This window comes from Schaalia sp. 19OD2882 (assembly GCF_018986735.1).
GTDB lineage: Bacteria > Actinomycetota > Actinomycetes > Actinomycetales > Actinomycetaceae > Pauljensenia.
Genome location: NZ_CP065521.1, coordinates 517491 through 538820, shown reverse-complemented (window position 1 = coordinate 538820; position 21330 = coordinate 517491). Strand labels below are relative to the sequence as shown.

Genomic DNA, 21330 nt, shown 5'->3' with positions numbered 1-21330 from the left:
CCTCCTAGACGATGCGCATTCGGGTTCGCGCGGTCAGTTCTTCCCTGAAGGTCGCCACCAGGGCGTCATCGGTGATGATGCCGGTGATCTGGTCGATCTCCATGAAACTCACGAAGCCGGCTCGTCCCGCCTTGGAAGAGTCGGCCAGCAGCCAGGTCTCCTCCGCGCGTGAGCGCATGAGGGACCCGACCTGTCCACCTTCGACGAGTTGGGTGGTGAGCCCGCGTTCGACGCTGAAACCGTCGGTGCCGAGGAAGGCGATGCGGGCGTTGAAGGCGTTGATGGAGCGCTCGGCGACGGGCCCGACCAGGGACTCCGACTCGGGGCGGAACTGGCCGCCGGTCAGGGTGAGGATGAGGTTCGGGTTGGAGCGCGCGTTGGCGAAGACCAGCACCGAGTTGGTGACCACGTGGACATTGCGCTTGCCGGTGAGGTGTTTGACGATCAAGGCGCAGGTGGTCCCGGCTTCGATCATGATGTGGTCGTCGTCGCGGACCATGTCGGCGGCGGCCTTGGCAATGCGTTCCTTTTCATCCAGGCGGTCGTTCTGGCGCAGGTGGATGTTGCGGAAGGCCGTCGGGCGCGCGCCGCCGTGGGTGCGGGTGAGGTATCCGCCCTCTTCGAGGTCCTTCAAGGTGGTGCGCACGGTCACCAGTGACACGCCGAGATCGTCCGCCAGTCCCGAGACCGAGACCTCGCCTTCGGCGGCAAGGCGATCGAGGATGAAGTCCGCCCGTTCCTGGCGCCCCATTGTCGATCACCCCCTTGCGATCCCTGAGAACCGGTGTCGGTTCTTCTTCGGTTACACACAGAGTAGTCAATCAAACGAAAGCTCGCAAGGATCCTCGGGGCCGGGTGAAGGCGGTGCCCCAGCATGGCCCGCAGGTCGGACGACAGGGGAAAGTCCCCGACTTTCTGCGCTTTTCATCCCAGATCTGTCGAGGAACCCCCAAGCCACTCGGTTCACCTTGTCACCTCCGACCAATTCGAAAGTTCTCGAAGGAATCCGAAACCCCCGACGAAAGTCCCAGCGCCCCGCCGCTCACCCCCGATGTCGAGACTCGCCCCGAATCGCTTGAAGGACGAATCTCGTCGATCGACGGACGAATCTCACGCAGGGACGGAGGAATCTCAGGAGGGGCTGTGGCCGTTTGCCAGCAGGCTTCGAAGGTCTTCCGGTCGCTGGAACCGGCGGGACCGAACTGGTCCTCCTCTTTCGACAACTGGGCCATGAACTCGTCCAAGGTCGTCGACTCCGGCACGGTCCCCGCCTGCTTCAGGCACGCCAGGACCTGCTGTTCGATGGACATGTCCGAGGTCTGCGCACCAGTGGCATGCAGACGCGCGTAGGCCGCATTGACCCACGTGTTCTCGCGGTCCTGACACTCGATGACCGCCGGGGCGACCCCCACGGGCCGGAACCCGTCGGGTGCATTTCCGGTGACCTGCTCGTCCGACCCGCCCTTGCCGTCACACCGCGAACTGCTCGGCGAATCCTCCACCTTGCCCGGCTGGGACGAGGACGCCTGGTCGACCCGCACACTGACCTGAGCCCCGTTGAACTCGACCTCCACCTGGGCGCCTCGCGACTTCGCGCAGGCCACGAAACGCGTGTTGACCTCCTTCCAGTCGGACTCGCTGATCTGGCCCGAACTCAGTGCCCTCTCCAGGACCTCCTTTTGGAAGGGCCCGATGTCCTGCGCCAGCCCCGCTTTGACGATCTCCTCGAAGGTGCCGTTCGACCCAGCGGGTCCCCCGGTGGCTCCTCCCCCACCGGCCACCTCCCCGCCCTGGGTACCACCCGAGGGCGCGCCGGGAGCCGACGACTCCGCAGGCGAACCCCCCGCACACCCGGCGGCGAGCGCCGCCGACACCACCGCCGCGGCGGCCACCATCGGCACAGGCCTCCTCGCCCACCCCGCACGCCCACGACGCGCGACGTGGACCGACATGTCATGTCCCATGACCTCTCCTTTCCTTCGACGCCCGTGGGGCGCCCCTGTCATCTGGACTTGAACCACGTGAAGATGCGACGCTCCCTGACCAGCGCCGCCGCCACCAGCGTTCCGACCAGCGCCCCGGCGACGCCCATGAGTGGGTTCATGCACGCATGAAGAGCCAGGACCTGGGCCGTCTCTGCCGCCCGCCCTCGTGTGAGGGCCAGTGCGACGGGCACGGCAGGCGCCGCCCCCACCCCCGCCCACACGAGGGTCTGCATCGCCAGGCATGCCATCTGGTCGAGTCGCCGCACCCCCACGTGCAGGGCGGAGGCCAGCTCCAGGCGCCGCATCCATGTGGCCGCACCCGCCAGGACCAGCGCGACGGCGAAAGCGACCAGAGGCAGTCGCGCGGTGGGTCGCGCAAGGAAGTCGCGGGCGGGAACGGTGGGCAGTCCCAGGGTTGAGTTGTGCTGCCTGGTGACCACGTCCGCGTCGGGCACCGGCAAGTCCGCCGAAATCGCCCACAGCAGCGCTGCCGCGGTGGAAGCAGCGACCGGGTGGGCGTCCATCCAGCATTCGTCGAATCCGTGATCTGCGGGGACGAGGGCGATGGCGGCCCATCCCATTCCTGGAGGCCGGCCGTCCTCGGGGTAGGAGTAGGTGCCTCCCACCAGCGCCGTTCCTTGCGAGGTCGGCACCTGCTGGCCGATGCCGACCCCGAGGGTCCGGGCGAGGCCGGTCGGCACCAGCAGGCCCGTGCGGCTCTGGCCGGTGGACGCGGGAAGCATGGTGGCAAATGCGGGGGACGCCTCGTACAGGGTCAGGGGGTTGGAGGGCAGGACCCCCAAGGTGAGGGGCTCCTTGACCTTGCGCAGGGCGCCTGCGGCCCTGACCCCCGGCAGGTGCGTGAGGCCGTCACACACGCGGGCGTCGATTCCTTGGGGGACTTCGACGATCCTGATGGAGGCCCCCACCGAGCGGAAGGTGACCACGGCGTCCACCACCGCTCCCATTGCCCGAAGGTCGGCCACCGTGCACGTCACGGCAACCGCAGCGACCCCCACGGCCAGGAGCACAGCCCGCGCGGTGCCACTGGCGAGGTCGCGCCCGGCTTCACGCAGGATCTCGCGTAGTCGCATGCTCCCCTTCACACGCCCACGCAGGCGCCCTGCCCGGCGTTTGGCCCCCCGCCCCTTCATGCGCTCCGCCGAGGGCCGGGTCCGTCGCCCTTTCACGGCACCCACCCGCCCAGGTCCACGACCTCATCGCACACGGCGGCCGTCCGGGCGTCGTGTGTGGCCACGACGACGATGACCCCCGGTTCGGCCAGGCGAGACAGCGCCGCGTCGACCGCCCGGGCGGTGCGCCCGTCCAACTGCGCGGTGGGCTCGTCGACAAGCAGCAGGTCTGGGGCTGCTGCCATGCCGCGCGCCAACATGAGGCGTTGGGCCTCGCCGCCCGACAGGGTGTGGAAGGGGCGCTCCGCCACATGCGCCAGCCCGACCCTCTCCAGCAGCTCCCGTGCCCGAAGGTCGGCTTCGGAGCGCCTGAGGCCGCGCGCCAGGAAGGGCAGACTCACGTGGTCCAGGCAGGCGCGCCGCTCCGCCGGCCCCACGCACACGGATCGGCACGCCCTGGCACATGTCTTCCTGCCGGCGCACGTCGTCGACGAGGGCGGCCAAGTCGACCTGGTCGTGGGTGGAGATCGAACGCCCACCCAACCTGGACAAGGCCAGAAGCGAGGAAACCAGCCCTTCGAGGTACCGGTTCGCCAACAGGACCTCGTCGATGTCGGGGCGAAGGTCCTCGGGGATGCGGCCCTGGCGCCCCGCCACCTGCAATGTGGTGCGCACGGTGGTCAAGGGGGTCCGCAACTCGTGGGCGGCGTTGGAGACGAAGGACTCCTGGCGGGCGAAGGCATCCTCCAGTCGAGCCACCATCACGTTGACGCCTTCTGCCAGGTGACGGACCTCGTCCTCGGGTCCGTCGGTGGCAAGGCGCCGGGACAGGTTCCTTTCGGTGATTGACGCGGTGGCGCGGGCCAAGGCGTCGATGCGCGCCATGACGGCACGCGTGACCATGTGGGCGGCCAGGATGGTGCAGATGACGAAGACTGCCAGCAGCAGCGCCGACCACAGTTGGAGGCGGGCCAGGATGGTGGCCGAAAATGGGGTGGAGGCCAGCCAGAAGCGCCATTCCTCGCGGGTCTCCAGGCCACCGCCGGTTCCAGTGGTGAGGACCCGGCTGGCAGGGCCGGAATACGCCCCTGCCCCCAGTGCTCCGCCGGACTGCGCCTCGCCCGTCCCGTGGGGCCCCGGGGGCGGGCCATCAGGGGAAGCGGACACCACCACGGGGTTCTCGCTGCGCACCAAGGTGATGTGTTCGACCAGCAGGTTCTGCAGGATCATGTACTGGGCCAACAGCAGCAGCGCCCCCGCAAGGACGAAAATGCCGGAGATGACAAGGACCAGTTGGCGCCTGAGTCCCAGGCGCACCCACCAGGCGCCGAGGGCCCGCCTCACGGCTGCGCCACCCTGTAGCCCACTCCGTGGACGGTGGTGATCCTGTGGGCCCCGATCTTGCGGCGAAGGGAGTGGATGACGGTCTTGACCACGGCTTCGCCCGTCGGGTCGTCCTCGCCCCAGGCGGCGTCGAAGAGGCCGACGGGGCTGACCGTGGCGCCGCCGGCGCGCATGAGTTCGGCAAGGACCTGGAACTCCTTGGGACGCAGATGGATCTCGGTCCCGGCCACCCACGTCCGGTGCGAGGCGATGTCGATGCGCAGGTCTGCGCAGGTCAGGCCACCACCGGTGTCGGTCAGGCGGCGTCCCAAGGCCCGCAGCCGCGCCAGCAGCACGTCGAAGTCGAAGGGTTTGCTCAGGTAGTCGTCCGCCCCCAGGTCCAGGCCCCGCACGACGTCTTCGGACGAGGACGCCGCGGTGAGCATGAGGATGCGGGTGCGCGAGCCGGAGTCACGCAGGCTCCGGGCGACGAAGTCTCCGTGCAGGATGGGCAGGTCACGGTCCAGGACGACGATGTCGAAGATACGGCGCTCCAGGGTGGTCAGGGCGCTGGCACCGTCGTGGACCACCTCGACCTCGAACCCCTCGCCCACCAGGCCACGCTGCAGGGCGTTGGCCAGCGGGACCTCGTCCTCGACCAGCAGGATCCGCATTGCCTCCATGCCTGCGCTGCCCATGTCCCTCCTCCGGTGCCGGGGGCTTCCCGGTCCCATCGACGACGTTCCTCAGGACGATCCTCGCGCATCCCGGGTGGCAGCGCAGTGACATCACTCGCCGGGCTGGCGCACTCCCACTGTCAGCAGCAGGTTGCCGTACAGGCGCTGCTCGCCGGTGGCGACGATGATGCCCACGTCCTCGCTGCGGGCGGCGTCGTAGAAGTCGAAGCGCGAGAGCTCGCCGAATTCGGTGTCGGGCAGCAGGGCGCGGAACTCGTCGTGGATCGGGATCTCGACCTGCTCGGCGTCAGGCGCGGGCACCATGATCTCCGCCTTCTCGATCGGGCAGACCTGCTTGAGGACCTCGGTGATCTGGATGACGTCGAGCATTCCCGGCGCGAAGTTCAACGAGATGAGTTCCGCGCGCGGCCCCACGCCGGTGGTGTGCGGGTAGTTGGCGTCGGCCAGGAGGATCTTCGAGCCGTGGCCGGCGGCCGCCAGGGCGCGCAGGAACTGCGGGTGGGTCATGGGTCCGTAGATCATCGGAGTGTTCCTTTCATTGCGGTGTGCTCGCCCCGCAGGGTCGGGACGGTTCGGGTCAGTCTGGCAGATCGGGTCCACTCGGATCGGGTGAATGGAAATCTGCCGAGGTGAGGGGGCGGATGGGGACGGTGTGGACGAGGGCGGCGCACTCCGCCTTCACAAGGAGGAACTGGAGCGAATCACCAGCTCCGGTTCGATGACGACGTCCTGACCGGGGCCACCCTCGATCATCTGCCGGGCAAGGCGCACCGCCGTGCGCCCCACCCGGTCGAAGGGCTGGCGGATGGTGGTCAAAGGCGGGGCGAAACAGTCGGCGCCGTCCATGTCGTCGAAGCCGACCACCTTGACGTCGCCCGGGATGGACGCTCCACGCTCGTGGATGAGGCGCATTGCTCCCAACGCCAACTGGTCGTTGGCGGCGAAGAGCCCTTGGGGCAGCTGGTCCAGTGAGGTCATCGCGTCGTAGCCGTCGCGGGCGTTCCACGAGTCAGCGGACAGGACCCGTGCTTCAATGCCGGCCTCCCGGCAGGCCTGTTCGAATCCTTCGCGCCGCGTGCCCGAATCCCCCCACGAGGTGGGTCCGGCCAAGTGGACCATGGAATCGACTCCTGCGCGCAGCAGGTGTTCGGTTGCCAGGCGGGACCCGCGCACGTTGTCCACGCTGACGGTGGAGATCCGATCCAGGTTCCTCTCCGAGGCCAACAGCAACACCGTGGGGACGGTGCGCCCCAGTTCGACCGCCATGTCGACGGTGGGCCCCTGGCCGCCGAGGATCACCACGGCGTCCACGTCGAAGGGGGCGATGCGCGAATCGATGACCCCGTCACGCACCCACAGATTCGACATGGACACGTGGAAACCCGCGTCGGCCGCTGCGGAGACCACGGAGAGCAGGGAGCGCCCGTGCCCGTGGAACATGGGGGCCGCCAGGGCCACGTGGAGCACGCCCGTGCGCTTGGCCGACAGGGAGCGGGCCGCGTAGTTCGGCCGATAGTCAACCTCTTTGAGCAGTGCGGTGATCCTTCGGCGTGTGGCGTCGGAGACCTCCGGGTCGCCGCGCACCACACGTGAGACCGTGTTGGTGGAGACCCCGGCAAGTGCTGCGACGTCCGCCTGCGAGACCCTCTTGCTCTTACTGGACATCCGGCGCGTGGACATGGGTCTTTGCCGTTCGGGCGATGACGTCGGGACGTCTGGCGGGATCGAGGTGTCCGAGGGTCTCCAGTTGGGCAAGCAGCGACCCGAGGATCGACGCTTCAACCGGTCCGGCCACGACTCGCATCCCGGCGGCTCGCGCCGTGAGGTCGCACAGCAGGTGGTTGCGTGAGCCGCCGCCGACAAGGTTCAGCTGGTCGGGGCGGGTGCCGGTGATCTTGGCCAAGTCGTCGATGCCGCGCGCGTAGCGGGCCGCGAAGGACTCGATGACCAGGCGCACGTATTCGGCCTCCGAGGACGGGGCAGGGGCTCCGGCCTCGGCAAGGAAAGCGTCGACCTTCTCGACCATGTTGCCGGGCTCGGCGAAGAAGGGGCGATCCGGGTCCAGCAGGACCGATGGCGTGGGGCACTGGCGGGCGGCGGCCACCAATTCGTCGGTGTCGGTGGGGTTGCCTTCGCGTTCCCATTGGCGCTGGAGCTCCTGGAGGATCCACATGCCGGTGATGTTGAACAGAGGACGCACTCCCCCGTCGGAGCGCGACTCGTTGGTCAACCCCAACTCGAAGGCCGCGTCGCTGGTCAGGGCGTGGTCCTCCATGGCCCCCAGTACCGACCAGGATCCACACGACAACCACCAGGCGGCGACGCCCTCGTCAATGGGCAGGGCGTGGACGGCACAGGCCGTGTCGTGGGCTCCGCCACGCACGACCGTGAGGTGCTCCAGGCCCTCCACGGTGCACGGGCCGACGACGGTCAGGTCCGAGTTCAGATCCCCCACCCACCTGCGCTCCAGGCCAAGGCGCTCGAAGACCTGGTTGGACCAGCGCGGGGATCCGGGCTCGCACAGGCCCGAGGAGGAGCAGATGGAACGCGACCACCCCTTGACGCCGCTGAGTTTCCACGCGAAGTAGTCGGGCAGCAGCAGGACCGTGTCGATGCGCTCTGCCAGTTCGGGCTCCTCGACCGTCAGAGCCACCAGCTGGTTGGCGGTGTTGATGGTGGCGGGAGCGATACCGGTCAGGGTGAAGAACTCGCGGTCGTCCAGGCGCCGACGGAAGGCGTCGTGGGTGCGTTCGGTGCGTTCGTCGCGGTAGGCGCGTACGGGCCCGACCAGCTGGTCGTCGGCGTCCAGGGCGGCAAAATCCACGCCCCAGGTGTCCACGGAGACCGAGACCGCGTCGTCGAAGCGCTCGACCGCGGCGCGAAGGCCGGTGACGACCTCGTTCCACATGGTCTCGACGTCCCAGACCAGGCGGCCGTCGCGGCGCTGGGCCTCGTGCTTGAAACGGTGGACCTCCGTGATCTCGATGTGGTCCGCGTCGAGCGTGCCCGCCAGGACTCGCCCGGAGGAGGATCCGAGGTCAACTGCCAGTGCGGTGGTCATGTCCCTTGCCTTCTGTCTCGGTGGGTCGGTGTTCTGGTGGACCGGGGGCGCCCTCGTCCCCTGGGGACGAGGGCGGGGGTGCGGGGGCGGGCCCGAGCGGCCCGCCCCCGGCTGCCGCCTCAGCGGTACAGAGGCCCGAAGGTCTCGCAGGCGCGGTAGTCGGCGCCCTCGGGATCGGCGGTGCCGAACAGCGACCACGCCTTGGGACGGAAGACGCGATCCTCGGGAACGTTGTGCATGTTCACAGGGATGCGCAGCATCGAGGCCAAGGTGATGAGCTGGCCTCCGATGTGTCCGTAGGAGATCGCACCGTGGTTGGCGCCCCAGTTGTTCATCACGTCGTAGACGCTCTTGAACGCGCCTTCGCCGGTGAGGTTGGGGACGAACCACGTGGTGGGCCACTCGGGGTTGGTGCGTTCCTCGATGGTGGAGGCGACCTCGTCGGGCAGCTCGACGGTCCAGCCTTCGGCGATCTGCATGACGGGCTTGCCGGCCACGATGTTGATGCGGCACATGGTCACGGGCATCTCACCGGCGGTGCGGAAGTGGGTGGAGAATCCGCCTCCGCGGAAGTAGCCGGTCGAGGCCGGGTGGAAGGTGGTGGCATCCAGGGTGGCCTTGATGTCTTCATCGGTGACCTCCCACCACGGCTTGATGACGTTCTCGCCGTCACGCCTGGCCTGGCCGGCCCCGTCCAGGGTGGTCGAGCCGGAGTTGCGCAGGTCCAGCAGACCCACGGAGGCGCGGCCCTCGGGCTTCCAGCCGGTGACACGCTCGATGGCTTCGGGGCTCCAGTAGGTGCGCACGTCGGAGAAGATCTGCGGCGTGTTGGTCAGCAGGTGGCCGAAGAGCATCGATGCGCCGTTGAGGGAGTCGTTCTCGGTGGCAAGGACGTTGGGCTGGCGCTTGCCGTTCCAGTCGAAGTTGGTGTTGAGCATCGTCTCCATGACGTCGCCGTTGGGGAAGTGGTCGGTCCACTGACGCTGTCCTTGGAAACCTGCGGCGATGGCACCGTGTCCGCCGGCCTCTTCCTCGAAGCCCATCTCGGCAAGCTTCGGGTTGCCCTGCATGAGGTCGCGTCCGATCAGCGTCATCTTCGTGACGAACTGCCACCACTGGTCGAACTTGTCCGGGAACTGCCATTCCTCGGGGTTCCAGTCCTTGCCCTGGTGCAGGTTCTCGCGGATCCAGGCGTAGGCCTTCTCGTACTCGTCGTGGTCGTAGATGCCCTCGGCGATGCGGCGGGTGAACTCGGACATGTCGATGTACTCGTTGCGCATGCCCAGGTAGGCGCCGAAGAAGTGCGGGTCGACGACGGAGCCCGCGATGCCCATGGACACCGAACCCATCGACAGGTAGGAGCGGCCACGCATCTGCGCGACGGCCAGGCCGGCGGCGGCGTAGTCGATGAGGCGGGTGCGCACGTCCTCGGGGATGGAGTTGTCGTCGCCGTCCTGGACGTCCTTGCCGTAGATGCCGAAGGCGGGGATGCCGATCTGCGCGTGGCCGGCCAGTGCGGCGGCCAGGTAGACGGCTCCGGGGCGTTCGGTGCCGTTGAAGCCCCAGATGGCGTGGGGCATGGTCGGGTCCATGTCGGTGGTCTCGGTGCCGTAGCACCAGCAGGGGGTCACGGTGATGGTCAGGCCCACGTTGTTGGCCTTGAACTTCTCGGCGCAGGCCTGGGCCTCGTGGACGCGGCCGATGGTCGTGTCGGCGATGACGCATTCGACGGGCCGGCCGTCGGGGTACTTCAGGGTGGAGGAGAGCAGCTCGGCAACGGCGGTCGCCATGCCCATGGTCTGCTCCTCGAGGCTTTCGCGCACGCCCTTGCGGCGACCGTCGATGGTGGGTCGGATTCCGATGCGGGGGTGATTCGTCATGTCCCTCTCAATTCCTCGTTGTCATTGGTTCGGGGGGCGGTTCGCCCCTCGGATCGGTGTGTGGGTCGGGGTGGGGCGGGCTGCGGTGCCCGCCCCACCCCGCCGGTGGGTCACTCGTAGAGATTCGGCTTGATCTCGTCGGAGTCGATGTTGGTCTTGTCGAACCAGGCGTAGCCCGAGTCGACGATCTTGGGCAGGGTCTGTCCGTTGATCGCCTGGATGGCGGCCTTGACGGTGGTGTAACCCATCTTCACCGGGGCCTGGGTGACGGCGCCGGCCTGGGTGCCGTCCTTGATCGCGGCGATCTGGGTCTTGCCGGAGTCGAAGCCGATCACGGTCAGCCCCGGCTTCTTGACCTCGTTCTGGGCTTGGATCACGCCGGAGGCTGCGGCCTCGTTGGAGCCGTAGATGCCGACGATGTCCGAGTTGGCCTGGATGATGGACTTTGCGGTGTCAGCGGCCTTGCTGACGTCACCAGCGTACTGCGGGTCGAGCAGCTTGATCTCGGGAGCGTTCTCCTTGATGTAGTCGATGAAGCCCTGGCAGCGCTGCTTGCCGGTCTGCGAGGTCTGGTCGTGGCACACCAAGCCGACGGTGCCCTTGCCCTTGAGAGCGTCGACCATGTGCTTGGCGGCTTCCTGGGCGGCGGCGTAGTTGTCGGTCTGGACGGTGGTCAGCGGGATGTCGGAGTCGACGCCGGAGTCGAAGGCGATGACGGGGATGTTCGCGGCCTTGACCTTCTGCAGGACGGGCTCGGCGGCGCCGGAGTCCAGGGCGGCGAAGCCGATGGCGGCGGGCTTGGAGTCGAGGGCCGCCTGCAGCTGGTCGAGCTGCTGGGTCACCTTGGTCTCGTCGTCGGGGCCGACGAACTGGACCTTGTAGCCGTACTCCTTGCCCGCCTGCTCGGCGCCTTCCTTGACGGCCTGCCAGAAGCGGTGCTGGAAGCCCTTGGAGACCAGGTAGATGGTCTGGGTGCCGTCGCCCTTCTTGACCTCACCGGTCAGCTCGGTGGCGGCGGACTCGGGTGCATCGGCCGACATGGCGGTATCGGTCTTGCCCGACTCGCCGCCGGCGGCGGGGGTTGTGCTCGTCGAGCAGGCGGCAAGGCCCAGGGCCATGGTGCCGGCAGCGGCAACGGCGACGATACGTCCGATGGAGCGCATGAGTTTCCTTTCGTGTGGGCGTGGGGACGGGCGTCCCCGCACTCGTGGTGTGGACGGGTGTCCGTGTCCTTCGGTGGTCCTCCGGACGGTCGGGTTCGGGGTGCGACGCGGGGCCGCGGGGATCTTCGACGAGGGCGGGGCCGGTCGCTGCCCGGGAGGACCCGGGACCCGACCGTCGGCCGCCCCCGACCTCGTCGACGTGTCAGACTGCGGCGGCGCGTGCCCGACGGATGTTGTCGACGAAGACCGCCAGGAGGACGACGATGCCGGTGACGACCAGCTGCCATTCGGCGGCCACACCCATCATCGTCAGGCCCTTCTTCAGCGTCTCCATGAGCAGGGCACCGATCAGGGTGCCGAAGATCGAGGCGCGACCGCCGGCCAGCGAGGTGCCGCCGATGACCACTGCCGCGATGACGTTGAGTTCGAAGCCGACGCCCTCGGCGGGCTGGACGAAGCCGAAGCGCGCGGAGTAGAGGATGGCGCCGAAGGCCATGAAGATGCCGGCCACCATGTAGATCATGGTCTTCCAGTAGCGCACGTTGACGCCGGACAGGCGGGTGGCTTCCTCGTTGGAACCGATGGCCAGGGAGTAGCGGCCCAGCAGGGTCTTGTTCATGAGGAACGCGGCCAGCACGGTCAGCACGATGAAGATGAGGGCCGCGTTGGAGATGCCCAGGGCGGGGATCAGTTGGCCGGTGGACAGGAAGATGTAGCCGGGGTTCTTGATGGAGATCGTCTGGGAGCCGGAGATGATCAGGGACAGACCGCGGGCCACCATCATCATGGCCAGGGTGGCGATGAAGGGCGGCAGGCCCAGGACCGACACGTTGACGCCGTTGATGAGGCCCACCAGGGCGCCGAAGGCGATGATGAGGACCAGGCCGGCGCCCAGGGGCAGGTTGAGCCAGTCTGCCGACAGGAAGACGCCCGCCATGACGGCGACCAGGGTCATGCCGGTGCCGACGGACAGGTCGATGCCGGAGGTGGCGATGATGAAGGTGGCGCCCAGTGCCATGACGCCCATGTAGGCGGCCTGCAGGAGGATGTCGGTGAAGATCGACCACTGTGCGAAGTTGGGCGCCCAGATCATGAAGAAGACGTAGATGACGACCAACGCCAGCATGACGAAGATCAGCTGCATCTGGGACTTGACGGCGGTGACCAGGGAGTTCTGGGGGGCCGCCTGGGTTGCTGCGTTGCTCACGCGAGGGCTCCGTTCGCTTCGGCCTGACCGACGGTGGCCAGTTCCATGATGTTTTCCTGGGTGGCTTCCTCATTGGTGAGGGTGCCGATGATTCGGCCGTGCGCCATGACGGCGATCCTGTGGGACAGGCGCAGGACCTCGGGAAGTTCTGAGGAGATCACGATGATCGCCTTGCCCTGGGAGGCCAGGTTCTCCAGCAGTTCGTAGATCTCGTCCTTGGCGCCCACGTCGATGCCACGGGTGGGCTCGTCGAAGATGAGGACGTCGCAGTCCCGGATGAGCCACTTGGCGATGATGACCTTCTGCTGGTTTCCGCCGGAAAGGTTGCGCATCATCTGGTGGATCGAGGGGGTGCGGGTGCGCAGGCGCTCGACGTAGAACTGGGTCTCCTGGGCGATCTTGGCGCCGTTGAGCACCGTGCCGGAGGAGAAGCGTTCCATGGAGGTCAGGACCGAGTTGAACTTGACGTCCTGGTCCAGCAGGCAGCCGTAGCGCTTGCGGTCCTCGGACAGGTAGCCGATGCCAGCGCGGACGGCGTCGCGGGCGTTGCGGATGTTGACCTTCGTGCCGTGCACCTCGATCTCGCCGTGGACACGCGGGTCGGCGCCGAAGATGCACCGGGCGACCTCGGTGCGGCCGGCACCCATGAGGCCGGCGAATCCGAAGATCTCACCCTTGTGGACCTCGAAGGAGACGTCCTTGAGCAGCTTCTGGGTGGAAAGCCCGGTGACCTTCAGGGCGACCTCGTCGCTGGAGGTGGTGATCTTGGGGCGGGCGTCGGCGGGGACCTCGCGGCCCACCATCATCGAGATGATCTCGCGCATCTCGACGTCCTTGGTGGTCACCGTGCCCACGTACTGGCCGTCGCGAAGGACGGAGACGCGGTCGGTGATCTCCTCGATTTCGGGCATGCGGTGGGAGATGTAGATGAGCCCCGTCTCTGTGGTGACGAAGTCCCGGATGAGGCCGAACAGGGTTTCGGTCTCCTGTGTGGTCAGGGCAGCAGTGGGCTCGTCCATGACCAGGATGCGAGCGTCGTAGGACAGGGCTCGGGCGATCTCGACCATCTGCAGGCGGGCCACGGACAGGTCGCGGCACATGGCATTCGGGTCGATCTCCATGCCCAGGCGCTCGAAGAGTTCGCGGGCGTCCTGCACCAGCTTGCGGTCGTTGATGTAGGTTCCCGAGTGGGATCCCGGACGCCCGATGTACAGGTTCTGGGCGACCGTGAGATCGGGAATGATGTTGAGCTCCTGGTGGATGATGCTCAGGCCCAGGTCGCGGGCGTGGGTCGGTCCCTTGACCTCGACCTTCTCGCCCTGCAGCCAGATCTCACCACCCGGATCCGCAGTGTAGATGCCGGTGAGAACCTTCATCAGAGTGGACTTGCCGGCTCCGTTCTCACCGCAGAGCCCCAGGACTTCTCCTGCGTGAAGATCCATGTCGACGTCGGACAACGCCTTCACACCGGGGAAGGTCTTGGAGATCCCCTTCAACTCCAGTAGTTTCGTCACTTCTCACCCCTTGGGTAACCAGGAACGTCGTCGTGCCTGTGGTGATCGCCCGGACGTCGTTAGCGCTAACGAACCGGCTGCGCGAACGCCTCCTTGCGAACGTGACGTCTACGGTACCCCACCACGAAGAGCGCCCCGCACCACGAGGGGCCCACTGTTACGGAACTGTTATCGGGAAAGCCCCGAGGGTCGCCCACCTGGACCAAGTGGAAGTGTTTGCACAGTTCAAAGGCAATCCAGTGGTCCGATTCGCCGATGTCGGAAGCTTGAGACGGACCCACTCCCCCACCGATGGGCGTCGATCCGGGATGGGGCCCCTGTCCCTTTCGCCTGCTGACGAGGCGGGGCGGGAACGCTCGGAACTGCGAATTTCGGGTTCACGGTCCGGTAACGTTCACGGAATTGTCGGAACTCCCCGCCACGAGGGCGTGGGCGGACCCGGTGGCAGGTGGCACTCCATCGGGCCCCAGCCCGTCGGAGAAGACCACGGCATCGATCATTGGCCTGCGTGCGGCCGGCAAAGTGCGTGCCACCAGTACCCATGAGTTCTTCACCAGATCGCACACCAGGTCAGGCTCCAATGCGATCGAGTCCTCGTCGTCCTCCGGCACCTGGGAGTCCGTGGCCATGCCCTCGTCCCCCGAGGTGGAGGACTCAGGACCCACCGTTGCGCCCGCATCTGCATCCCGGTCCTCGGCCCACAGGGTGATCCAGTGCTTCTTGTTCATGTGGTAGCCCTCCGTGATGTCGGGGCAGGCGGCCACCAGGGCCCGGGCATCCTCTGGCGCGCACTTGAGGTTGACCAGACGGCGCCCTCGTAGTGAACCCAATACGACGAAGATCTTCCCGCTCACCCGCCAGGCCGCCCATCCGGGGCCGAACGGCTGGTCGACGGTGGCCCACTGGAGTTCCTCCGCACTCGACTCGACCAATTCCACCAAGGTGCGCGCATCCATGATGATCCCCTTTCCACTGGCGATCCTCGCACGGGGCAGCCACGACTGGCCCTGTCGGGACCGCCACTGTGCAAGACTGGATCACCACGCAGACGGGGATGCCGCTCATGGCATCCACTTCGACAACCGCCCACAGGAAGGACCAGCAGCCATGGCAACCCCCCACATCGCCGCAGAGCCCGGAGACTTCGCGCCCGCAGTCCTCATGCCCGGTGACCCGAAGCGCGCCAAGCGCATTGCGGACCTGATCCTCACCGACGCCCGCCAGGTCAACGACGTGCGCGGAATGCTGGGATTCACAGGCACGGTCAACGGCAAGCCGCTGTCCGTCATGGGCTCGGGCATGGGTCAGCCGTCCTTCTCGATCTACGCCACCGAGCTGTTCAGCCAGTTCGGTGTCGAACGCATCATCCGCGTGGGCACCGCCGGCGGCATCGCTCCGCAGGTCAGCGTGGGTGATGTCATCGTGGCCACCGGCGCGCACACGGACTCGGCCATGAACCAGCTGCGCATTCCCGGCGTGAACTTCTCCGCAGTGGCCGACTTCCGTCTGGCCAGCACCGCCTGGCAGACCGGCTTGGCCGCCAAGGAGGCGGGCCGGATCACCGGTACCGTTCACGCCGGCACCGTGATCTCACGTGACCACTTCTACTTCACTCCGGAGGGCCAGACCGAGAAGCTGGCGAAGTACGGGGTACTGGGCGTGGAGATGGAGGCCGCCGCACTGTACGGCGTGGCCGCCGAATACGGCAAGCAAGCCTTGGCCGTCCTGACGGTCTCGGACCACCTCTTCGACCACTCCAAGGACATGAGCGCCGAAGAACGCGAAACCCTGTTCCAGGCCTCCCTGGAACTGGCGGTCGCCGCAGCACTGTCCTGACGCCCGGTCCCCCTCGCCCACCCTTTCTCCGTGAGATTCGTCCCTCGTTCCGCGAGATTCGTCCGTCGAGCAACATGGCAGGCGCATGCAAGCCCGAATCAGCGCCGGACTCTCGGGAGAGGGAACGACCTTCACTCGGGGCGGCGGCGGTTTCGCGCGAGGTGCTGCCGTCGCGGCTGAAACCGCGGTGGCAGCACCGGCATGGGGGCAGAACTCATTGACGAGGGCGGCGTGGCATTGATCCTCGACGTTCACGAGGTCGGTGAAATCGCTTTCGGGACAGTCGCTCATCAAAGTGGCAGCATCGTTGGCCATCGTTTCGAGTTGGTCGAGACACCGGGCCCGGATGTCCATTTTGCGTCTGCCCAAGGTGTGCGACGCTGCGCAGTTGACGTTTCACGTCCCTGCAGTGGTTCCCGGTGGCCCGGCCTCGACCCCGCCCAGCTCCTCGGCCAATGGAAACGAGTCGGAAACGCCGCGCATTCCGGCCGCTGTCCCGAAACGCTCGCACGACCCGAGGAGGCGGGAATTGTCGCGCTTGTCCCAGATTCGTTCTCTACTTCTTGGAGTAGATCTCACCACGCCATTTCGCCTGATCGGGAATTGAAATTGCCCCGTCGTCACCAACGATGCCCATGAGAGAGCCTTTTTTGGCGACACCGATCAGGGTGATGTTCGAACCGGACAGCGACCACGAGCAGTCTTTACTCACCTCGAGGTCCAACCCCTTTTCAGGGTCGTAGTCGTCGGTGTACCCGCATTTTCCTCCAGATTCGAGAATCAGCACCGTGTCACCTGCGGTGCCGTAGTACGTCCCCTCAATCGAGGGGCCTGAAGAGCAAGCCGCCAATGCAGAGCCTCCGCACAGGAGAAGAGCGACGACAATGGCACGTTTGATGGAGGATCGAGGTTCTGTGAAGGTGTGGAACATACGGAAAGTAGTATTACTACTTGCACTTTCCCGCAGCGCGATTGGACGCTCCGCGCAGCAGCGAAGGATGGTGCGCCGGCGCGCTCGGCGCGATGACTCACCAGCAGGTGCCAGGGCCTCGCGCGGCACATCCAGGGAACACCTAAACCCTTGAGGCGCGGCCCGCGGGTCCGTTCACGTCAAGAGTGCGACAGCCTTGGCTCGGGGCGGTACGAAGCGTGAGTTCGCGTTGCTCGTCAGGGCTTCGCGAGGACCACGTCCTTGCCGTCCAAGGCCGAGGCCGACGAGCAGATCCCTGCCCACCAAGCTGGCGCAACCCTGCGCGGGCCGACCAAGCAACTCCGCGCCCCCTCCCGACCACAGCCGGGTTGCCTGCCCGAGGTGGACGCATCGGAGCGAGCGCCACACTGACGCACTGACGAACATCACGGGTGATTGCGCCGACGCAGCGAGGAGCGCAGGTCGCCCATGATGAACTCGATGCGCCTGCAACCAACGTCGCCACCTTCGCCAGCACCACCGGACTCGACCGGTTCATCGACCTCGGCGACCAAGTCCAGCTGCACTGACGGGAAACGTTGACCGACCCCCCAGCGGATGCTCAAGCTTGAAAGGTGACCCAAAAGTCACCTATGATCCTCGATGTGACCGCTTCTGACGACGACACAGTGCTTCTCGCCCTGTCCCATCCGGGACGGCGGGCACTGCTGGACGCCCTGCACGAACGTGACGGCCAGAGCGTGACCGATCTTGGGCAAGCCCTGCCGAAGTTGGGTCGACATGCAGTTCTGAAGCACTTGGGCATCTTGGAAGATGCCGGACTGGTCACCTCCCACAAGGCAGGGCGAACCCGCCTCTGCTATCTCAATGCCACCCCCCTGGTCGCCTTGGCGCAACGTTGGCTTGACGACTACGCCCTCGGCTGGGGGCAGGCACTGACTCGCCTCAAGAACGCGTCCGAACGGAGACCCGAAACCATGACCACCGCACCCCTGCACCGCCACGCCATCGTCATCGACGCCACGCCCGAACGTGTCTGGACCGCTCTCACCCAGGAGTGCGCCTCGTGGTTCTTCGCCACCACACTCAACTCGTCACTGGAACAGGGCAGCGACTACACCTACACCTACCCAGACGGTCGAGTGGCCGCCGAGGGCAAGATCATCGTCGCCGACACCAACAGGCGTCTTGAGATGATCTTCTCGCCGACCTGGGATGACGCGGTGACAGCGGAAGCCCCGTTCCGCATGGTGTGGTCACTCACCGCCCAAGGTGGCGCCACCTTGCTCACTGTCGAACACCACGACCTCGACCCGTCCACTGAGACTGCGCAACAGGTTGGGCCCGGCAGCCTGTTCCTCATCTCCAACATCAAGACTTGGATCGAGACCGGCCAGCCCATGCGCAGCTGAGCTTCGCATTCGACGACCACCACGCCATTCCCGCCTTTGGGGCCCAACCGCATTGGTTGGGCCCCAGCTCCACCTTTCAGAGGATCGGGCCTCACGCCAATGCGGCGCTCACACCACCGTCGCTTGATCGTCGACCACTTTGCGTCAGACCAGTACCAACCACCTTGCGAGGTCGCCACCGGTCGGTCCGGTTCGGCTCCGCGCCCAAGCGATCGATCCGGACGACCTGGCCACAATGCGGCGCGGATTCGACCTTGCCTTGTCTGCTTTCAGGTTCGACCGGTGGAAGCACGATGAGTGACCTCACCAACCTGAGCGCTTGAAGGAGGAGGCGCGCCATTGTTGAACCATTGCGCCTCGACAACGTGATCGCACACGTCCCGGACGAGCACGCAGCTACTGCGTGGCGTCACGAGCACATCGGGCTGAGACCATTCCTGGCCAGCGCGGCCACCGCGATGCTCCAACTCCCACGACCACGGCCCTGGCACGGTCCTCGAACATGCCCCTGACGCCATCGGAAAAGCAGCATGTGCTCCGAGGTCGCTGACGCTCGCAGCCCGGTCCGTCGGTTCGATCAACCCACACGAGCGGGACCATGTTTGATTTGGTGATCTGTGTCCTGACGACTCTGCCGCTGTTGCGCCACTGGATGTGCACTTCGAAGGATGACAGCCTGCCGGGGATCATGCAGTGGCACACGATTGTGGGGACGGTGATGACGATCGTGTTGATCGTGTCCGTGCCGGCGTCGCTCGTCCCGGTGGTCGTGTGGGGATTGGGCACGAACTCCCACAACCCGAATCGAAACCATCGACGACAGCAAGGGTTTGAGCCTTGAGTAGGTGGTGGAGCCCATGGGGTATGTGTCAAACTCATCCCCACAGGCGATCGTCTACTGATGGCAGGTCGTCCTGGATGCGGAGGAACTCATCTCACGGAAGAGTGATGATCATCTCAACGTATAGAAAGCACCCTTATGAGCGGCGGCTCAGGCGCAACTACCGGCGCGTCAACTAGGTGCGGGGCGGGAGGCTCAAGCGGCGCCCCTTGGTCCGCCGCTACATCACCCGGCACCTCGCGGCGGATAACGCCGCGAACATCCCGTTCCAGATGCAAGAGCAACCCAAGGACACCGAGAACAACCACCCGCAGAAGGCAGGTCCGCGCTACCTCCTTGCGGCCAGCAATTTGCTGCCGGTGCCGACCGGGTAAAACGTGGTGAGGCGAGAGGCGAAAGCAGCACTTCCGCGCTTCGCCAAGGCGAGCGGCATCAGCGTCGCCCCGAGCGCCTCCGGTTAGGACCCCTTCCGACACTACACCAACATGCTGGCAGCTACGATGGCCTTGCTGAAGGTGGGAGTTGATGGGCACCAAGCTAGATTCGTCGGCAAGCACTACTCTTGTTCGCGGGGCCCACGCCTCCTCTTCCAAGAGGCTATGCGCGGTGTCATCGACTCGGGCGACGAACTGCTGCTCGCGCCGTTATCCATGGGCGAAGCCGTGGTGCAGGACGCCGTGGGCAAGTGCCTGCCGACGTCGAAAGTCGCTACCGCCCTCACCCTGTGGCGCGAAGGGCGAATCTCACCCAGTTCTATTGAAATGTGCAGAGAATTTGCCTACGCGCAACGTGTGATAGCCTAAAAATGTTCTGCTTTAAGCAGATACCGAAGCTAGATACAATTTAGTCATTTTACCTAACATGAGGGAGAGACATGGGCCGTAGAGTCTTAACCGTCTACGAACTAAGCTTCCATGAGAAGTTCAAGCACAAGCCTGCCTCCTTCGCTCCCGCTGATCTGGATGGCGAGGATCTGCTCGACATCTTCGAGACCTGGGTCGCCAGCCTGACACCAGCAAACACCCATAACGAGGACCGTCAGACCTGGGTGAGCATCGCCGATGCTTCGCGCTACGCACCGCGGGTTCTCCTGCTAGATCTGCACGTTGGCGCCTATGGCGAGGCAGGCGAACTCGTGGACGTCGACACGGGCGAGCCGGTGGGAACCATTGACGACAACCATGCGCCTACCGGCAGCAACCGAGCCTTGCTCTTCGTGCCGGAGACAGGCGAGCGCGCGTACTTCCTGTCGGAAGAGTCCTCGCGTGGCCAAGCCGGGGGTCGTATCCGTGAACTCTTCCGCTCCTACTTCAGCAAGTACACCGACAAGATCACAATGGTGATGTCCGCCGTCACCGAAGGTGAAGTGTGGGCCGAGGCAGCACATCTGACCGAGGTTGAGGTGCGAGTCGAAGGCAGGAGCGTTGACGTCGCGGACGGCCCAGACGTGAAGGTAGGAAGGGTCTCGTACGTGGCTCGCCCTGAGCGTCGGAAGCGCTTCCCGGGCAAGCTCCTCAAGAGACTCAAGGATGAGAAGGTCCTCAAGCGCATCATCGCGGTCGACGATCTTCCGCAGGACCGCACGATCTGGGTGACCATGGAACACGACGGACGAACCAAGAAGTTCGAGCTGGGCACGGAGGGCGCCCCCGCCATCAGGGAGCTACTCAACGCCCCGTCCGAACCGACACTGGAGACGGGCGAGCTGGTGAGCCGCTGCGCCGACCGCGTGACGGGCCTCTGCAAACGACACCACACGTCGTGGGACGCGTCGTGGAGTAGACCGACCAAGCAACCACGGGGAGAGTGAGCAGGGTGGGCAGGGCATCCCTATGGAGAGTGCCAGCCGACCATTTTAGAACACTCTACGACAACCGCGTCAGGCGACCTGATTGGTGGAGCATCACGACGCAGGCACTCTTGCCTCTGGCCGCAGGTGTTGTGACATGGAAGCTGGAAGCAAAGATCACGGACGTAAGCGGTGCAGTTTCGGGCATCTCGATCATCGCCGGCCTGCTGTTCGCAATGGCCGTTTTTCTTTTCCAGTTTCGCATCACGTTGGACAGTGACAAGCGCCTGGGCGAGGATGACTTCGCGTTGGTTGACGAGTGCATGGCTAACACACTCTGGGCCATTCTCTGGGGGATGACGCTGGCGGTCTACCTTATCGTCTGCGACGCCGGAAAGTGGATCGGGAACGATTCTTGGGGACCCACGCTCACCGGGATCGCAGTTGGAAGCACACTCCACTTCCTGCTCGTGATCGGCATGTGTCTCAAGCGGCTCCGCCGGGCGTACGAGCGTATCGCGATGAGGCGCCAGTGAGCAGATAACGCTCCCAACGAA

21 protein-coding genes and 1 pseudogene are annotated in these 21330 nt (G+C 65.9%); 6 read left to right on the top strand and 16 right to left on the bottom strand.

Features of this window, described 5'->3' with window-relative positions; genetic code table 11:
• Positions 1-4: 4 nt before the first annotated feature.
• From I6B53_RS02370 to I6B53_RS02310, 14 genes and pseudogenes are all read right to left on the bottom strand, one after another.
• Entirely contained in the window at positions 5-751 is a 747-nt protein-coding gene (locus I6B53_RS02370) for a DeoR/GlpR family DNA-binding transcription regulator (protein ID WP_216764676.1), read from the bottom strand.
• Between the two features lie 220 nt (positions 752-971).
• The gene (locus I6B53_RS02365) at positions 972-1964 is read right to left on the bottom strand and encodes a hypothetical protein (RefSeq protein WP_216764675.1); all 993 of its coding nucleotides are present in this window, start codon (positions 1962-1964) and stop codon (positions 972-974) included.
• 38 nt (positions 1965-2002) lie between these two features.
• On the bottom strand, positions 2003-3079 hold the full coding sequence (locus I6B53_RS02360; RefSeq protein WP_216764674.1) for a hypothetical protein: 1077 nt from the start codon (positions 3077-3079) through the stop codon (positions 2003-2005).
• A 92-nt stretch (positions 3080-3171) separates the two neighbouring features.
• Positions 3172-3429 (bottom strand): ABC transporter ATP-binding protein, encoded by a 258-nt coding sequence (locus I6B53_RS11030; protein ID WP_253953940.1) that lies wholly within the window; start codon positions 3427-3429, stop codon positions 3172-3174.
• Positions 3430-3667: 238 nt separating this feature from the next.
• Positions 3668-4021: pseudogene (locus I6B53_RS11025) on the bottom strand (histidine kinase dimerization/phospho-acceptor domain-containing protein); the annotation flags it as partial.
• Between the two features lie 437 nt (positions 4022-4458).
• The gene (locus I6B53_RS02350) at positions 4459-5139 is read right to left on the bottom strand and encodes a response regulator transcription factor (RefSeq protein WP_216764672.1); all 681 of its coding nucleotides are present in this window, start codon (positions 5137-5139) and stop codon (positions 4459-4461) included.
• 90 nt (positions 5140-5229) lie between these two features.
• Positions 5230-5661, bottom strand: a complete 432-nt coding sequence (locus I6B53_RS02345; RefSeq protein ID WP_216764671.1) for an RbsD/FucU family protein — start codon at positions 5659-5661, stop codon at positions 5230-5232.
• Between the two features lie 156 nt (positions 5662-5817).
• The gene (locus I6B53_RS02340) at positions 5818-6819 is read right to left on the bottom strand and encodes a LacI family DNA-binding transcriptional regulator (RefSeq protein ID WP_216764670.1); all 1002 of its coding nucleotides are present in this window, start codon (positions 6817-6819) and stop codon (positions 5818-5820) included.
• Entirely contained in the window at positions 6794-8200 is a 1407-nt protein-coding gene (locus I6B53_RS02335; protein ID WP_216764669.1) for a rhamnulokinase family protein, read from the bottom strand. Before I6B53_RS02335 ends, I6B53_RS02340 begins: the two co-directional genes overlap by 26 nt.
• A 119-nt stretch (positions 8201-8319) precedes the next feature.
• On the bottom strand, positions 8320-10080 hold the full coding sequence (locus I6B53_RS02330) for an L-fucose isomerase (RefSeq protein WP_216764668.1): 1761 nt from the start codon (positions 10078-10080) through the stop codon (positions 8320-8322).
• 110 nt (positions 10081-10190) lie between these two features.
• On the bottom strand, positions 10191-11243 hold the full coding sequence (locus I6B53_RS02325) for an ABC transporter substrate-binding protein (RefSeq protein WP_216764667.1): 1053 nt from the start codon (positions 11241-11243) through the stop codon (positions 10191-10193).
• A gap of 202 nt (positions 11244-11445) precedes the next feature.
• On the bottom strand, positions 11446-12450 hold the full coding sequence (locus I6B53_RS02320; protein WP_253953938.1) for an ABC transporter permease: 1005 nt from the start codon (positions 12448-12450) through the stop codon (positions 11446-11448).
• A complete protein-coding gene (locus tag I6B53_RS02315; RefSeq protein ID WP_216764666.1) occupies positions 12447-13964 on the bottom strand; it encodes a sugar ABC transporter ATP-binding protein in 1518 nt (505 codons plus the stop codon). Before I6B53_RS02315 ends, I6B53_RS02320 begins: the two co-directional genes overlap by 4 nt.
• A 377-nt stretch (positions 13965-14341) precedes the next feature.
• A complete protein-coding gene (locus I6B53_RS02310) occupies positions 14342-14920 on the bottom strand; it encodes an MmcQ/YjbR family DNA-binding protein (RefSeq protein ID WP_216764665.1) in 579 nt (192 codons plus the stop codon).
• Between the two features lie 151 nt (positions 14921-15071).
• On the opposite strand from I6B53_RS02310, the gene deoD reads away from it, so the two are divergent.
• Positions 15072-15800: a purine-nucleoside phosphorylase gene (deoD, locus tag I6B53_RS02305; protein ID WP_216764664.1), complete on the top strand. Its 729-nt coding sequence runs from the start codon at positions 15072-15074 to the stop codon at positions 15798-15800.
• Between the two features lie 556 nt (positions 15801-16356).
• Here deoD and I6B53_RS02300 read toward each other — a convergent pair.
• Together I6B53_RS02300 and I6B53_RS02295 are read right to left on the bottom strand one after the other, a co-directional pair.
• Positions 16357-16731, bottom strand: a complete 375-nt coding sequence (locus I6B53_RS02300; RefSeq protein WP_216764663.1) for a hypothetical protein — start codon at positions 16729-16731, stop codon at positions 16357-16359.
• A gap of 425 nt (positions 16732-17156) precedes the next feature.
• Positions 17157-17336: a hypothetical protein gene (locus I6B53_RS02295; protein ID WP_216764662.1), complete on the bottom strand. Its 180-nt coding sequence runs from the start codon at positions 17334-17336 to the stop codon at positions 17157-17159.
• A 39-nt stretch (positions 17337-17375) separates the two neighbouring features.
• On the opposite strand from I6B53_RS02295, the gene I6B53_RS02290 reads away from it, so the two are divergent.
• The 5 genes from I6B53_RS02290 to I6B53_RS02270 all read left to right on the top strand — a co-directional run bounded on the left by I6B53_RS02290 (position 17376) and on the right by I6B53_RS02270 (position 21309).
• Complete coding sequence (locus I6B53_RS02290) at positions 17376-18143, top strand: SRPBCC domain-containing protein (RefSeq protein ID WP_216764661.1); 768 nt, start codon at positions 17376-17378, stop codon at positions 18141-18143.
• A 598-nt stretch (positions 18144-18741) separates the two neighbouring features.
• Complete coding sequence (locus I6B53_RS02285) at positions 18742-18984, top strand: DUF6112 family protein (protein ID WP_216764660.1); 243 nt, start codon at positions 18742-18744, stop codon at positions 18982-18984.
• A gap of 599 nt (positions 18985-19583) precedes the next feature.
• On the top strand, positions 19584-19787 hold the full coding sequence (locus I6B53_RS02280) for a hypothetical protein (protein ID WP_216764659.1): 204 nt from the start codon (positions 19584-19586) through the stop codon (positions 19785-19787).
• Positions 19788-19858: 71 nt separating this feature from the next.
• A complete protein-coding gene (locus I6B53_RS02275) occupies positions 19859-20794 on the top strand; it encodes a hypothetical protein (protein WP_216764658.1) in 936 nt (311 codons plus the stop codon).
• A gap of 29 nt (positions 20795-20823) precedes the next feature.
• Complete coding sequence (locus I6B53_RS02270) at positions 20824-21309, top strand: hypothetical protein (RefSeq protein ID WP_216764657.1); 486 nt, start codon at positions 20824-20826, stop codon at positions 21307-21309.
• Positions 21310-21330 lie beyond the last annotated feature (21 nt).

Bases quoted from the DNA above. Each gene is read 5' to 3' on its own strand.
- I6B53_RS02310 (WP_216764665.1), bottom strand. From the start codon at position 14,920: ATGGATGCGCGCACCTTGGTGGAATTGGTCGAGTCGAGTGCGGAGGAA.
- I6B53_RS02345 (WP_216764671.1), bottom strand. From the start codon at position 5,661: ATGATCTACGGACCCATGACCCACCCGCAGTTCCTGCGCGCCCTGGCG.
- I6B53_RS02330 (WP_216764668.1), bottom strand. From the start codon at position 10,080: ATGACGAATCACCCCCGCATCGGAATCCGACCCACCATCGACGGTCGC.
- I6B53_RS02360 (WP_216764674.1), bottom strand. From the start codon at position 3,079: ATGCGACTACGCGAGATCCTGCGTGAAGCCGGGCGCGACCTCGCCAGT.
- I6B53_RS02280 (WP_216764659.1), top strand. From the start codon at position 19,584: ATGCGCGGTGTCATCGACTCGGGCGACGAACTGCTGCTCGCGCCGTTA.
- I6B53_RS02275 (WP_216764658.1), top strand. From the start codon at position 19,859: ATGGGCCGTAGAGTCTTAACCGTCTACGAACTAAGCTTCCATGAGAAG.
- I6B53_RS02370 (WP_216764676.1), bottom strand. From the start codon at position 751: ATGGGGCGCCAGGAACGGGCGGACTTCATCCTCGATCGCCTTGCCGCC.
- I6B53_RS02350 (WP_216764672.1), bottom strand. From the start codon at position 5,139: ATGGGCAGCGCAGGCATGGAGGCAATGCGGATCCTGCTGGTCGAGGAC.
- I6B53_RS02365 (WP_216764675.1), bottom strand. From the start codon at position 1,964: ATGGGACATGACATGTCGGTCCACGTCGCGCGTCGTGGGCGTGCGGGG.
- I6B53_RS02285 (WP_216764660.1), top strand. From the start codon at position 18,742: ATGTTTGATTTGGTGATCTGTGTCCTGACGACTCTGCCGCTGTTGCGC.
- I6B53_RS02340 (WP_216764670.1), bottom strand. From the start codon at position 6,819: ATGTCCACGCGCCGGATGTCCAGTAAGAGCAAGAGGGTCTCGCAGGCG.
- I6B53_RS02335 (WP_216764669.1), bottom strand. From the start codon at position 8,200: ATGACCACCGCACTGGCAGTTGACCTCGGATCCTCCTCCGGGCGAGTC.
- deoD (WP_216764664.1), top strand. From the start codon at position 15,072: ATGGCAACCCCCCACATCGCCGCAGAGCCCGGAGACTTCGCGCCCGCA.
- I6B53_RS02325 (WP_216764667.1), bottom strand. From the start codon at position 11,243: ATGCGCTCCATCGGACGTATCGTCGCCGTTGCCGCTGCCGGCACCATG.
- I6B53_RS02300 (WP_216764663.1), bottom strand. From the start codon at position 16,731: ATGTTCCACACCTTCACAGAACCTCGATCCTCCATCAAACGTGCCATT.